This window comes from Romboutsia sp. Marseille-P6047 (genome assembly GCF_900604535.1).
Taxonomy (GTDB): Bacteria; Bacillota; Clostridia; order Peptostreptococcales; family Peptostreptococcaceae; genus Romboutsia_E.
In genome coordinates, this window is record NZ_UWOT01000016.1 from 19,132 (window position 1) to 33,446 (window position 14,315).

General features: G+C 28.0%; 13 protein-coding genes and 1 other annotated feature. Of the genes, 1 reads left to right on the forward strand and 12 read right to left on the reverse strand.

What is annotated here, in order from left to right; genetic code table 11:
- Nucleotides 1–235: 235 nt before the first annotated feature.
- Nucleotides 236–1,597 (forward strand): APC family permease, encoded by a 1,362-nt coding sequence (locus EIH23_RS13650; protein WP_122640990.1) that lies wholly within the window; start codon nt 236–238, stop codon nt 1,595–1,597.
- A gap of 63 nt (nt 1,598–1,660) precedes the next feature.
- Here the strand turns inward: EIH23_RS13650 and EIH23_RS13655 are convergent, their stop codons facing one another.
- The 12 genes from EIH23_RS13655 to EIH23_RS13710 all read right to left on the reverse strand — a co-directional run bounded on the left by EIH23_RS13655 (nt 1,661) and on the right by EIH23_RS13710 (nt 14,304).
- Nucleotides 1,661–1,861 (reverse strand): hypothetical protein, encoded by a 201-nt coding sequence (locus EIH23_RS13655; RefSeq protein ID WP_122640991.1) that lies wholly within the window; start codon nt 1,859–1,861, stop codon nt 1,661–1,663.
- A gap of 133 nt (nt 1,862–1,994) precedes the next feature.
- A complete protein-coding gene (locus EIH23_RS13660) occupies nt 1,995–2,825 on the reverse strand; it encodes an energy-coupling factor transporter transmembrane component T family protein (protein ID WP_122640992.1) in 831 nt (276 codons plus the stop codon).
- 2 nt (nt 2,826–2,827) lie between these two features.
- Nucleotides 2,828–4,528, reverse strand: a complete 1,701-nt coding sequence (locus EIH23_RS13665) for an ABC transporter ATP-binding protein (RefSeq protein ID WP_122640993.1) — start codon at nt 4,526–4,528, stop codon at nt 2,828–2,830.
- Between the two features lie 17 nt (nt 4,529–4,545).
- Nucleotides 4,546–5,097 carry an ECF-type riboflavin transporter substrate-binding protein gene (locus tag EIH23_RS13670; protein WP_122640994.1) on the reverse strand — a complete coding sequence of 184 codons (552 nt, stop codon included), beginning with the start codon at nt 5,095–5,097 and terminating at the stop codon, nt 4,546–4,548.
- A gap of 196 nt (nt 5,098–5,293) precedes the next feature.
- Nucleotides 5,294–7,294, reverse strand: a complete 2,001-nt coding sequence (locus tag EIH23_RS13675) for a YgiQ family radical SAM protein (protein WP_122640995.1) — start codon at nt 7,292–7,294, stop codon at nt 5,294–5,296.
- A 198-nt stretch (nt 7,295–7,492) separates the two neighbouring features.
- The gene (locus EIH23_RS13680; RefSeq protein WP_122640996.1) at nt 7,493–8,833 is read right to left on the reverse strand and encodes a hypothetical protein; all 1,341 of its coding nucleotides are present in this window, start codon (nt 8,831–8,833) and stop codon (nt 7,493–7,495) included.
- Between the two features lie 177 nt (nt 8,834–9,010).
- Complete coding sequence (locus EIH23_RS13685; RefSeq protein WP_122640997.1) at nt 9,011–10,249, reverse strand: DUF1015 domain-containing protein; 1,239 nt, start codon at nt 10,247–10,249, stop codon at nt 9,011–9,013.
- Nucleotides 10,250–10,274: 25 nt separating this feature from the next.
- Nucleotides 10,275–11,222 (reverse strand): D-2-hydroxyacid dehydrogenase, encoded by a 948-nt coding sequence (locus EIH23_RS13690; RefSeq protein WP_122640998.1) that lies wholly within the window; start codon nt 11,220–11,222, stop codon nt 10,275–10,277.
- Nucleotides 11,223–11,268: 46 nt separating this feature from the next.
- Nucleotides 11,269–12,348 carry a pyridoxal-phosphate-dependent aminotransferase family protein gene (locus tag EIH23_RS13695; RefSeq protein ID WP_122640999.1) on the reverse strand — a complete coding sequence of 360 codons (1,080 nt, stop codon included), beginning with the start codon at nt 12,346–12,348 and terminating at the stop codon, nt 11,269–11,271.
- Nucleotides 12,349–12,570: 222 nt separating this feature from the next.
- Nucleotides 12,571–12,750: an isocitrate/isopropylmalate family dehydrogenase gene (locus tag EIH23_RS13700; RefSeq protein ID WP_122641000.1), complete on the reverse strand. Its 180-nt coding sequence runs from the start codon at nt 12,748–12,750 to the stop codon at nt 12,571–12,573.
- Between the two features lie 166 nt (nt 12,751–12,916).
- Nucleotides 12,917–13,219 (reverse strand): hypothetical protein, encoded by a 303-nt coding sequence (locus tag EIH23_RS17240; RefSeq protein WP_442970300.1) that lies wholly within the window; start codon nt 13,217–13,219, stop codon nt 12,917–12,919.
- A gap of 58 nt (nt 13,220–13,277) precedes the next feature.
- Nucleotides 13,278–13,493: a binding site (T-box leader), on the reverse strand.
- 85 nt (nt 13,494–13,578) lie between these two features.
- Nucleotides 13,579–14,304, reverse strand: coding sequence for a phosphatase (locus EIH23_RS13710; RefSeq protein WP_122641001.1), 726 nt, complete (start codon nt 14,302–14,304; stop codon nt 13,579–13,581).
- Nucleotides 14,305–14,315: the final 11 nt, after the last annotated feature.

Below are 14,315 nucleotides of genomic sequence, written 5' to 3' on the forward strand. Positions count from 1 at the left end.
TTTTATCTTAGATAAAAATATAATAATAAACTATTTAAAGATAAAGTAAATATATTTCAATATTTTACCAAATGTTACATTTAATTTAATATTTACCAATTTTTTTGTCGAATTTTGAAAGGAAATTTTAAAGAAAACATTGTTTTATTTTTAAAAGTATTATAATGGTTCTTGTCGCTAAAAAAAGCACTAATTTTATATAATAATTTTTCTAATAAAAGAAAGGAATAATAATATGGAAAACAAGAGTCTTCAAAAAAATCTTGGATTTGCTGCAGCTCTATCAACTGTTGTTGGTATGGTAATTGGTGGCGGTGTATTCTTTAAGCCACAAGCAGTATTTACATTAACAGGTGGAGCACCTGGTCTTGGGATGATAGCTTGGATCGTTGCAGGTATAGTAACAATAACTGCTGGTCTTACAGCTGCAGAAATTTCGGCTGCGATACCTAAAACTGGTGGTATGATGGTTTATATCGAAGAAATATATGGTAAGAAATTAGGTTTCTTAACAGGATGGATGCAATGTGTTTTATTTTTCCCAGCTACTATAGCTGCAATATCAGTAATGTTCGGTCAACAATCTGCAATATTACTTGGAAACGGAAATAATCAAACATTAGTTATACTTTTAACTGCAGGTGTAATATTATTTATAGGTTTTATAAACTCATTTGGTTCTAAAACAAGTGGTATGATACAAACAATTTCTACAATATGTAAATTAGTTCCACTTATTTTAATAATAGGATTTGGATTATTCAAAGGAAATGCATCTAGCCCAGTATTCACGCCTCTTGTAGGAAAAGGTGTTAGTCCTGGAGGAGTATTCGGACAATTATTAATAGCAATATTATTTGCATATGATGGATGGATAAATGTTGGTGCTATAGCTGGAGAAATGAAAGATCCAGGAAAAGATTTACCAAAAGCAATAGTTGGTGGCTTATCATTAGTTATGGCTGTATATGTTATAATAAACATAGCTTATTTATTTGTATTACCAGCTGATCAACTTGCTCAATTTGCTTCACCAGCTTCAGCTGTTGCAGAAGTATTATTTGGTAGAGTTGGTGGTCAAATAATAACTATTGGTATACTAATATCTGTATTCGGATGTATTAACGGTTACTTATTGACTGGACCAAGAATACTTTATACATTAGCTCAACAAAAAACTTTACCAGGATATAAATTTATAGGTGCACTAAATAAAAATGATGTTCCTGCTAATGCAACAATGATAATGGCTTTTATATCTGCGTTATATGCACTATCTGGACAATTCAACTTACTAAGTGATTTATCTATGTTTGCTGTATGGTCATTCTATGTATTAACATTTGTTGGTGTTATAAAATTAAGAAAGACTCATCCAGATATGCATAGACCTTATAAAGTTCCTTTATATCCATTTATACCATTCGTAGCTATAGCTGGTGGATTATTTGTAGTATTAAATCAATTATTCTTTGCTGGAATGACAAATACTTTAATGTCAATTGGTGGAGTTATAATAACACTTATAGGTTTACCTGTATATAGCTATATGGCTAAAAAAGAAGGTTTCGATAATAGATTAGATGATGTAGCTTAATTATTTAATAAAAAAAGATGTACTTTAAAAGTACATCTTTTTTATCTAAAATAAATAACTTTATTACTTTAGCTTATTATGGTTATGTGCTTCATCATATGATGGAGCTTTTAAATTCCCCTTTTTATGAGATTTTCTTACAACTTCTTCATCCTCATCTTCAATTATATTTTTAATTTCATTATATGTGTGACCATGATTAACTAAATTAGTTAATTCTGTCGGCTCATTTAATATTCTTTTACTTTGATTCACTTTTTTCATATCTACACTCCTTTCTTTTAATTATTGTTCCACAATAATTAAATTTTAGTACTATATTTAATTTTACATTTCTAATCTTTCTTAACACATATATTAAATAAAAAAAGCCATGCTAAATTAGCACGGCTTAATATTATATAAACGGATTATAGAATCTTCCTCCATCTACTTTAATTAGTATTATTGATACTAAAACTAATAAAGTACATAATAATATTGATATATAATCATTTTTAGTGAAATCTTTTCTTTTATACCATGTACGCTTTTTTTGATTTCCAAAAGCTCTTAACTCCATGGCTATACTTATTTTATCAATTCTCTCTAAACTCGAGAAAATAAGTGGCATAAGTATTGATGCTGCGTTTTTGATTCTCTTAAAGAACTTTTCCTTATTAGATAAATCAATTCCTCTAGCTTGCTGAGCAAAAGCTATATCCTTATAATCTTTTTGGATATCTGGTATATACCTTAAAGCTATTGATATAGAATATGCAGCCTTATAACTAATACCAATTTTATTTAATGATGCAGCAAATTCACTTGGATCTGTTGTTAATATAAATAAAAGGGCCATAGGTATTGCAGCAAAATATTTTAACACAACATTAAGTTCATAGAATAATTGTTCTAAGGTTATAGTATATGGACCTATTAAGTGTATTAAAACTGTTCTACTACCATATATTTGAACACCTTGTTCTGGTGCAAATACAAATATCATAACAGCATTTAAAAGTAAAAATATCATTATAAAATAAAGTATAAATGAAACTTCTCTAAATTCTATTTTAGATATCTTAAAAGATATAATACCTATTATAAGCATTCCTACTAGTAATCTAGTATCATAAGTTATCATAGAGGCTATGGACCATAATAAAAAAATTATCAGTTTTGTAGCTCCTGTTAACTTATGTATAGGAGAATCTTTCTTTATATATGATAACATTTCTGAGTTCATATTTATCTAACCCTCCTATCATAATCTATAAATCTTTTAATAAAACTTCTCTCATCTTTTATTCCACATTTTTGAGCTAGTTCATATAATGATGTTTCTTTCAAGTTTGCTTTTTCTATAACATCATAATTAGTTAATATATTTATAGCAGTATCATCTGCTATTTTTTCACCTTCTGATAAAACAATTACATTATTTGTATACTCTAGCATTAGATGCATATCATGAGTAATCATTATTATAGTAATTCCTTGTTTATTAAGATCTACTAAAAACTCCATTATTTCTGAGTAATGTTTGAAATCTTGGCCTGCTGTAGGCTCATCTAAGATTATTATATTTGGATTTAGTACAAGTATAGATGCTATTGTAACTCTTTTCTTTTGTCCAAAACTTAGCGCTGATATTGGCCAATTTCTAAGTGGATAAAGGCCACATATCTTAAGAGTATTATAAACCCTCTCTTGAACTTCACTTTCAGAATATCCTCTAACTCTAAGTCCAAATGCAACTTCATCAAAAATCATAGATTTAGATATCATTTGATTTGGATTTTGCATTACAAATCCTATTTTTTCCGAACGTTCTTTTATAGTTTGATTTGCTATATCTTCTCCATCAAATATTATTTTTCCTGATGTTGGTTTATAAAAACCGCAAATTAGTTTTGATATAGTAGATTTTCCTGCACCATTTTTTCCAACAATACTTACCATATCACCTTTATTTATTTTAAACGAAACATTATTTAATATTTGTTTTTCTATACTATATGAAAAACTTAAGTCTTCAACTTCAAGTATAGGATAAGTATTTTCATTACAAACATCCTCATCTATACTTGAGTACCAAGCTTTTAATTTTTCTTTACAATTTATTAAATCTATTTTTTCTATTCTTTCAGGATTCATCCCAGGATTTATATCACAATTAGCATATTTTAAAGCTGATAAATATAGTGGCTCCCTAACTCCAACTTCCTTTAATATATTAGTTGAGAGAAGTTCGTTCGGAGTAGTGTCTGCTACTATTTCACCTTTATTCATAACAATAATTCTATCTAAATCCTTATGTAGTACATCCTCTAATCTATGTTCTACAATTATCATAGTCTTGTTATTTTTATTTTTTATATTATCAATTAATTCTATTGCACTTTTACCTGTCAATGGATCTAAACTCGCTAATGGCTCATCAAATAATAGAATCTTTACATCATCTACAGTAACACCAGCAAGAGTAACTCTTTGCTTTTGACCTCCAGATAACTTATATGGTGAGGATTCTAATTCCTTATCTATATCCACTAATTTTGCTGAATCACTAACTATCTTCTTCATTTTTTCTTGCTCTACACAGTCATTTTCAAGCTTAAACGCTATATCTTCACCTACTGTTAAACCTATAAATTGACTATCTGGATCTTGAAGTACTGTACCTATTATTTTAGATAATTCAAATATATTTTTATTTTGAACATTTTCACCATCAATTAATAGCTCTCCAGATGTTTTCCCACTATAATAAAATGGAACTAATCCGTTAAGACAATGAGCTAAAGTACTTTTACCAGAGCCAGAAGGTCCCACTATAAGTACTTTTTCTCCTTCATATATAGTTAAATTTATATTTTTAAGAGTAGGCTCTGCTTGCACTCTATATCGAAAACTATAGTCTTTAAACTCTATTATCTTTCTTTTCATTCCTATCTCCTTTAGTATTACTCTTCCATTCTTAAACTTCCGCTCTTTATTTTTGTCTTAGAGTAAGCCGATAATATTAATGTTCCTAAAACTCCAACTGTTACCATATTAGATATACCACCTATGATTCCTTGTAAAAATACTTTATTTGCAGGTTCTAGGTATATTATTATATCTAATCCAGGTGCTACTAAAAACCACGCTAATGCGTTTGCTATAACTTGAGTTATGTTAAATAGTATTATTTGTTTTATATTAAAATCATCTTCTAAATCTAATTTTTTTGAAGCAATTCCGATTACTAATCCAACTACTCCTGATGCTATTACCCAACTAAACCATGGTGATCCATAAAATACTAAATCTTTTAATCCATGTCCTATAAGTCCTATAAGGAATCCTGCCATAGGACCATATACTACAGACATTAATGCCAAATATGCATAAGATGTCTCTATATTAGTATTTGGAATAAATGTAGGAATAGACCCGAATCTTCCTAATACCATAAAAACTGCCGCTCCTATTCCTATAGAAACTATCGTTTTTATTGATAACTTCTTATTCATTTACATTATCCTCTCTATTTTAATTTTTATCTTCATATTAATTATTAAAATTCACGCAAATTTTAGTATAAATGCAAATAAAATAATTGTCAATATAAGTCGTTTTTTTCTATAATTATCCTATTTATTGACTTCCTTATATTATTTTATTCTGAAAATAATATAAGGATATGAATTAATTTCATATCCTTTATTATTATCTTTTTTTTCTTCTATTATTAGAACTCTTTTCCACTTTAATATTTTCTACTTTGTTACTTCTTGAGTTCTTACTTTTAGTATTTTTTTTATTTCTAGAGTCTTTATTATTTTTAGAAACTCTTATTGAGTTATCTCTTTGATTATTCTTACCTCTAGAATTTTTGTTATTAGAATTACCTCTATGTCCAAATCCTCTACCTTCTCTAGGCTTTATTAAACACTTAGGACCATACCCTATTAAATCTTCTCTATCTGCTTCTTCAAGGGCCGCATGAACTAGTTCATAATTTCTAGGGGCTCTATATTGTAATAAAGCTCTTTGCATTGCTTTTTCTTGCTTAGTCTTAGGCACATACACTTCTTGCATAGTAAGTGGATCTAGTCCTGTATAGAACATTGTTGTAGATAATGTTCCTGGAGTTGGATAAAAGTCTTGTACTTGTTCTGGTTGATAGTTTGTATCTCTTAAATACTCAGCAAGTTCTATTGCTGAATTTAATGTTGAACCTGGATGACTTGACATTAAATACGGTATTAAGTACTGTTTCATGCCTAATTGTTCATTTATAGCAAAGAATTTTTGTCTAAATCTATCATAAGTATTTCCAGCTGGCTTTTGCATATGATGTAATACCTCGCTTGCAACATGCTCTGGAGCAACCTTTAATTGACCACTTACATGGTGCTTTATTAATTCTTTTAAGAACTTATTATCTTTATCTGCCATGACATAATCATATCTTATTCCAGAACGTACAAATACTTTTTTTATTCCTGGTAAACTTCTTACCTTTCTTAATAAATCTATAAAATCTGTATGATCTACTTTTAGATTTTTACATGGTTCTGGATGCAAGCATTGTCTATGCTTACAAGCACCTTTTGTTATTTGTTTTTTACAAGCCTCTTGTCTAAAGTTTGCTGTAGGACCACCAACATCATGTATATAACCTTTAAAGTCTGGAAGTGTAGTTATATATTTTGCTTCATCCACGATTGAATCATGACTTCTACTTTGTACAGCTCTACCTTGATGGAATGTTATTGCACAGAATGAACAACTTCCAAAACATCCTCTTGAACTCACTATACTAAATTTAACCTCTTCTATTGCCGGAATGCCACCCATTTCTTTATATATAGGATGATACGTTTTTTGATATGGTAAGGCATATACATCATCTAGTTCTTCTCTATTTAAAGGCTTCTCTGGTTTATTTTGAACTAAGAACTTATCTCCATATGGTTCAACTATAGCTTTTCCTCTATATGGATCCTGCTCATCATACTGTAATTTAAATGATTGTGCATATTTTACTTTATCTTCACATATTTCTTTATATGATGGAAGTAATACATAATCTTCATATACTTCATCTAAACTATCTACCATATAACATGTTCCATTTATATGTCTTATATACTTCGGATCAAATCCATTATTAAGAGCATCTGCAACTTCTACTATTTGCTTTTCACTCATTCCATAAACTAGTAAATCTGCACCACTATCTACTAATATTGATTTTCTAACTTTATTAGCCCAATAATCATAGTGCGCAAATCTTCTTAAACTTGCTTCTATACCACCTATTATTACTGGTATATCTTTGTATGCTTCTCTTATTTTGTTACAATAAACTATTACTGCTCTATCTGGTCTACATCCCATTTTTCCCCCTGGAGAGTATAGATCTTTTTCTCTTTGTTTTTTGCTTACTGAATAATGGTTAACCATAGAATCCATATTCCCTGAATTAACTAAGAATCCAAGTCTTGGTCTTCCTAACTTCATAAAGTCTTCTGTAGACTTCCAATTTGGTTGGGCTATTATACCAACCTTATATCCTGCATTTTCTAATACTCTAGAAATTATAGCTGTACCAAAACTATGATGGTCAACATACGCATCTCCTGTAACTAATACAAAATCTAGCTGTTCCCAACCTCTATCTATCATATCTTGTTTACATATTGGTAAAAATTTATTTTCCATGATAATCACCTGCTTAATTTATAATAAGATTTATTATATCCTTTTTATTATAGTATGAAACTTATTTTTCAACTCTGACCTATAATTATATCATAAAAAATAATATACATCTAAAAATAATCATGGTTATATATGTAATTTATAGAAATATGTAGATATTATACGCATAAAAAAATCGAGATAATTATCTCGATTTTTTTATGCAACTTGCTTTTTATTATTTTTATTTAACTTATATTTGCTCCATTCAAATTCCACAAACATAGCTAATGCACCAATATTTAAAGATGTTGCTACAAAAAGTAATATATTTAATAAATTAAATAATATTTCAAATTTAAATATTGATAAAATGCCTGATATTAATAACATGCTTAGATACATAATATTTCTATTCTTTATATTAATCTTGCTAGATAAACTTAAAAGATAATATGAACCTAGTAAAGTCGTCATTCCCGACAATATTATAAATATAAATAATATTGCTAATCCCAATATACCTGTTACACTTATTACAGTTTCAAAATAAGATACTAATCTTTGAGCACTATTTTCTGTAAACGATATAATATTTTGATCAACTCCATATGAAGCTATATAAGATGTAACTAATACTGATATTACAACAAGGAATGTAGTCATAATAGCTGATATAGACGCAGCTACTCTTGGACTAGAATTTGTTTTAACTGCTGCTAGTGGCAATGTCCCTAATCCAGGTTCTGCAATTTGAATTACTCTTTGCATACCAAATATAAGACCTAAAGGAATTCCAAACAACATACTTACTGGATTTTTAAATCCTATAAGCATCCTTTCGATAAATGCTGGCACATATGTATGTGTTTTTATTAAAAATATTCCAAAAAACACAAAGTAAGCGCCTGCAGCAACTAAAATCATACTTACCATAGATTTGATAAATATATCTTGTCTATTTTTCAATACAACTACAAATAAAATAAATATAATGGGTATTATTACAAATAAATATTGTTGCATTTGAGTAAGTTTAATTCCAGATATCTTATCCAAACTCGTTATTATAATAGCATCCATTCCACTAAATTGAACACCACCTATAGCAAATACATATAATAAAATTAATGCTATAACATAAATCTTTGCTGCACCTTTAGATACAAATTTTTCTATGTAGTCTCTAGGATCCATATTTACAATTTTAGCTATTAATGTTTCACAATATGATATTGGTATTAATACTAATGATCCTATTAATGCCCATAAAGCTACCGATTCTACATATACTTGACCACCTACATACAAGTTACTTAATGCGCTTAAAAAGCCAATTATAATTCCAGTTCCCATCATAGCACCTAGAGATACTGATGCTTGAGGTATTAAATGCATTATACTAAACTCTCTTTTTTCAGTTGTCAATGATCTTATGTTTAGTATTACTTGAGCACAAATGTAAATTCCCATAAGTAATAAAAATGGTATAAATATTGGCCATATTACATTTGATATTACCACAGTTATATGGTTCAATTGAGATAATATAACTTCCATGATGCCACCTCGATTTATTAAGTTTTATGATTTTATATTTTATTCATATATTCACGCAAGTATTAGTATACTATCATTTTCACACTTAGCATAGAGTAAAATTATATTAATTAATCAATTAAAAATTATATAAAAAAATGACTACTCAGATTAAGTAATCATCTTTTTATATAGCTTTTATACTTCATGCAAAAATAATCCACATCTAACTTTTGGTTCAAACCAAGTTGATTTAGCTGGCATAATTTTATTTTCATCCGCCACCTTCATTAATTCTTTTATTTTAGTTGGATATAAAGAAAAGGCTACCCTCATATCTTTATTAACCCTATTTTCAAGTTCTTTAATTCCTTTAATCCCTCCTACAAATTCTATACGTTTATCACTTCTAGGATTTTTTATTCCTAAAATAGGTTCTATTAAATAATCATGTAGTATGCTAACGTCTAATGATCTTATTGTATCATTTTCTACTTCTGATAACTTTTTAAATTGAAGTTTATACCATTTATTATTTAAATACATTCCAAACGTTCCTTTTTCTTTAGGTTTATAGCCATCTTCTTTTAAATTAATTATTTTAAAGTTTTCTCTAACTTTATTCATAAACTCTATTTCATTTAAATTGTTTAAATCTTTAACTACTCTATTATAATCTAGTACTAATAAGTCTTTTTCTGGTGCAATCATTGCTAAATAGTAATTAAATTCTTCTTTTCCTGTATAACTAGAATTTTTAATTCTCATTTCTTTTGCAATATTCTCTGCTGAAGCTGCTCTATGGTGTCCATCTGCTATATATAAATACTGTATACTTTTAAATTCATCTACTATTTTATTTATAGCCTTACTTTCACTTACTCTCCAAACAGTATGTCTTATATTGTCATTTGATATAAAATCATATAAGTGTTCTTCTTTTGTATAGCTATTTATTATATCATCTATTTCTTTTTTATTTTTATAGGTTATTAATATAGTACCTGTATTTGCATTACAATACCTTATATGATTTGTTCTATCTAGTTCCTTGTCTGGTTTAGTATATTCATGTTTCTTTATAATACCATTCAAACTATCATCTACAGATACACATGCAACTATACCTATTTGAGCTCTATTATCCATTATTTCTCTATAAATATATATACATTCACTCTCATCTTGAATTAAAATATTTTCCTTTTTAAATTTATTTAAATTTTCTTTTGCTTTTAAATATACTTTTTCATCATACTCATCTATATAATCTGGTAAATCGATCTCTGCACGATCTATGTGTAAAAATGAATACTTATTGTTATACGCCATATTTTTAGCTTCATCTCTACTCATAACATCATATGGTAATTCAGCTACCTTATCTACATATTCTTTAGATGGTCTAATTGCTCTAAATGGTTTTATTACTGCCATATTCATCCCCCTTATTTATATGCTCTTATAGCGCTAGCCTTATATTTTTACGACCTTCTTCACTTTGAAAATATTCAGTTATAATTTCTACTATCTCAGCACTTATCCTTTTTTGTGCTTCTACCGTTGAAGCTCCTATATGAGGTGTAGGAGATACCATGGGATGATTTACTAATTCTAAATTAAATTTTGGCTCACTTTCAAAAACATCTAATGCTACTGCCTCAATTTTTCCATTATCTAATGCATTTATTAAATCCTTTTCACAAACCAGTCCACCTCTAGCGTGATTTATCAAGTATACTCTATCTTTCATTTTTTCTATTTCTTTTTTAGTTATTAAATATCCCTTTTCTTTATCGTAAGGTATATGAATAGTTAAAAAATCTGAGTTTGCTAATACTTCTTCAAATTCACAAAATCTATATTTATTAGGCACATCCATCTTACCCAAAATGTCATAGTATATAATATTCATGCCCATAGCACAAGCTCTTTTAGCTACTTCTTTTCCTATTCTTCCCATACCAATTATACCTAATGTTTTTCCGTAAATTTCAGTTCCTATATAATGTTTCTTTTCCCATTTACCTTCTCTCATTCTTACATTTGATATATTTACAAATCTTGCTATATTTATTATTTGGCATATTGTAAGCTCTGCTACTGAAACTGTACTTCCACAAGGTGTATTCATTATTTTTATACCCTTACTCTCAGCATAATCTACCTCTATATTATCCAAACCTACGCCAGATCTTATTATTAGTTTTAATCTATTACCCTCACAGGCTTTATCTATTATTTCTTTAGTTATTTTATTTTTAGATCTTATTACTAAAGCATCCATATCTTTTAATTTTTCCCCTAATCCTAATCCATCAAAGAATTCATTTATAACATTAAAGTTTGACTTTCTTAATCTTTCTATTTCATCCTTATTCACACCATCAGTTATTAATATATTAAACATATTTATACCTCCAAATTTAACCTTTTTTTACCGCCTTATATTGAATTTAATTTTTTTCAAATCCTAATATTTCATCAATATTATTTAATAAATCTTTTACATCATCTACTGAATAATCTCCCATATGAGATATTCTAAATGTCTTTTCTTTAAGTTCCCCATATCCATTGGCAATTTCAAGGTTTCTCTCTTTTAATTGATCATTCAATTTAGATATACTTATACCTTTTGTATTTTTCACTACGGTAAGAGTATTAGATAAGTAATTTTCATCGGTAAAAATTTGGAAGTGTTCTTTAGCCCAAGATCTAACTATATTAGCCATTTCTCCATGTCTTAAAAATCTATTTTCTAGGCCTTCTTTTAAGATTTGGTTTAATTGGAAGTCTAAAGCGAACATATGTGAAAGGGATGGTGTTGAAGGGTACTGGTAATTCTTATTAACTATGTATTCATACATTGCTAATAAATCAAAATACGTTCCTCTATAAGGTACTTTTTTAGCTCGTTGAACTGCTTTGTTAGAAAATGTACAGATTGACATACCAGGTGGTAATCCAAGTGCTTTTTGCACCGATGTTATACATATATCTATTCCAATTTTGTCAACTTCTATTTTTATTCCACCCGCCGAACTTACTGCATCTACACAGTAAATTATATCTTCATATTTTTTAATAACCTCTCCAATAGCCTCTATTGGGTTTGTTATGCCTGTTGAAGTCTCATTATGAGTTATAGTTATTAAATCATACTTACCGGTAGAAAGTACCTTATCAACCATTTCAGGACTTATCGCCTTCCCTAATTCTACTTCAAATAAATCCACGGGTACCATGTTTGACACTCCCATTTTATACCATCTTTTTCCAAAGGATCCACAGGAGAATACAACTGCCCTTTTAGATGTACAGGATCGAATGGAACCTTCCATTAATCCACTACCGGATGATGTAGATAAAAGTATTTCGCTATTTGTATAAAATAAACTTTGCAACTTTTTACTTATATCATATTGTATCCTAGATGCTTCTTTTCCTCTATGACTGATTACTTGAGTAGACATATATTCTAGGACATCTTTATTTACATCTATAGGTCCAGGAATAAATAACCTTTTGCTCATAATAAGCCTCCTTTCTTAAAAATTATTATTATTTAAATTTTTAATATTTTAATATCTATAGTATGTTTTCTAAATAAATATGTCAATTTTATAGTTTCTTTATTATATAATATTTATTTTTTTTATTTAAGTTCTACATTTTTTAATAAAAATATAGATTTACATTTAAAATAAAATTTATTATTTACCTTAATAGTTTACTTTTTAATATTATCTCAAAATTTATTTGTAATATTTATGATTAGAAATTAAATCTCCAATTTCTTTCGTGGTAACTTTTATACCATATCCGTCATAAATATCCTCTGTCTTATATCCTTTACTCAATACTTTTTCAACAGCTTTATCTTTGCTATTAGATTCTCTATTTAAATTTAGTTTCTGGATATTTTTCAGCTTCATCTTTTACAAGCTTCGCTCCTTTTACAGCTATTTCAATTATCTCTTCTTTAGTTTTATCAAATACAACATTTCTTTGAAGTGTTGATATTGAATTATAAATATGAACAATTACTTCCTTACATACTTTTAATGCTTCAAAAGTTTTTAATATTAAATGCTCTCTTGCTTAAGTTATCACCTGAAGAGTAACATCTTCTGGTATTAGATTTTCATCAATTAATTTTCTTATAAACTTATATTCTGTATCTGATGCAGATGGAAATCCTACCTCTATTTGCTTAAAACCAATACCTACCAACATATTAAACATCTTAATTTTCTCATCTACATTCATAAGATTTAGTAAAACTTGGTTAGCATCTCTTAGGTCAACACTGTACCATATAGGTGATTTTATAATCTCATTATCTGGACATTTTCTATTTTTCATGGTAATCTTTTTAAATCTAGAATATTTCTCATGGTTCATAATAGTCCTCCTATATATTTAAAATCTTTTTTCCAATAAAAAAACTCGCCTCTAAAAAATTAGAGACGAGTTTAGCTCGCGGTACCACTCGATTTGGCTATAAAGCCTACTTTATAATAATGATAAATCATTATATATCCTATAACCTAGATTAATCGGTTTGCAAATTGCAACAGCTCATAGACAAGTTCGAATTTATCCACTGCCAAATCACACCATCCTTTGGCTCTCTGTAAGCTTCATCATTTCTACTACTCCTAATCAACGCCTTTTATTTTAAATTGTTTATTAGTTATAGTATTATTTTACTTTTTATTTGTCAATTATATAGTTAAATTTATACATATATATTACTTATGTTACCTCTTCATAAAATCTAAATTAAAAAATTCTATTATTTGATCTTCATGATAATTTATAACTAATTCTTTTGGAAAATCAACTTCTTTAATTAATTTTTCACAATTATCGAATCTCCCTATATCATAGCAAATATGAGAGTCCGTTCCCATTATTACTCTTACATTGTGCTCCTTACAAAGCTCTAACATTTTTGATAAATTTTCTTTTGCACCTTCTCTAAATGAATTTGGATTTAGTGAAGAGTTATTAATTTCCAATAATATATTTTTTTCTTTTGCTTTTAATACTACTGCTTCATAATCAAGTGCATATCTACTATCATCTGGATGACCTATTATTCTAACTTTTTCTATATCCATTACATTAAGTATTGCTCTAGTATTCTCTTCTATAGAACCAAATTTAACACAAGGTGGATGAAGACTTGCTATTACATAATCTAATCCTGAATATAAATCTTCATCTATATCTAAGTTTCCTTCAAAATCAAGTATATTTCCTTCTATACCTCTAAGAATTTTGACTCCATCAACTTCTCTAGGAATTACCTTTAAATTTTGAAAATAGTATTTATGTGGTGATGCTGGCATATTAGATGAATGATCTGATATACCAAGATATTTAATCTGACGCCTTACAGCAAATTCTATATTCTCTTTTATAGTACTAAATGCATGTCCACTTACTATAGTATGTGTATGTAAATCTAAAATTGATTTCATAAATACCTCCT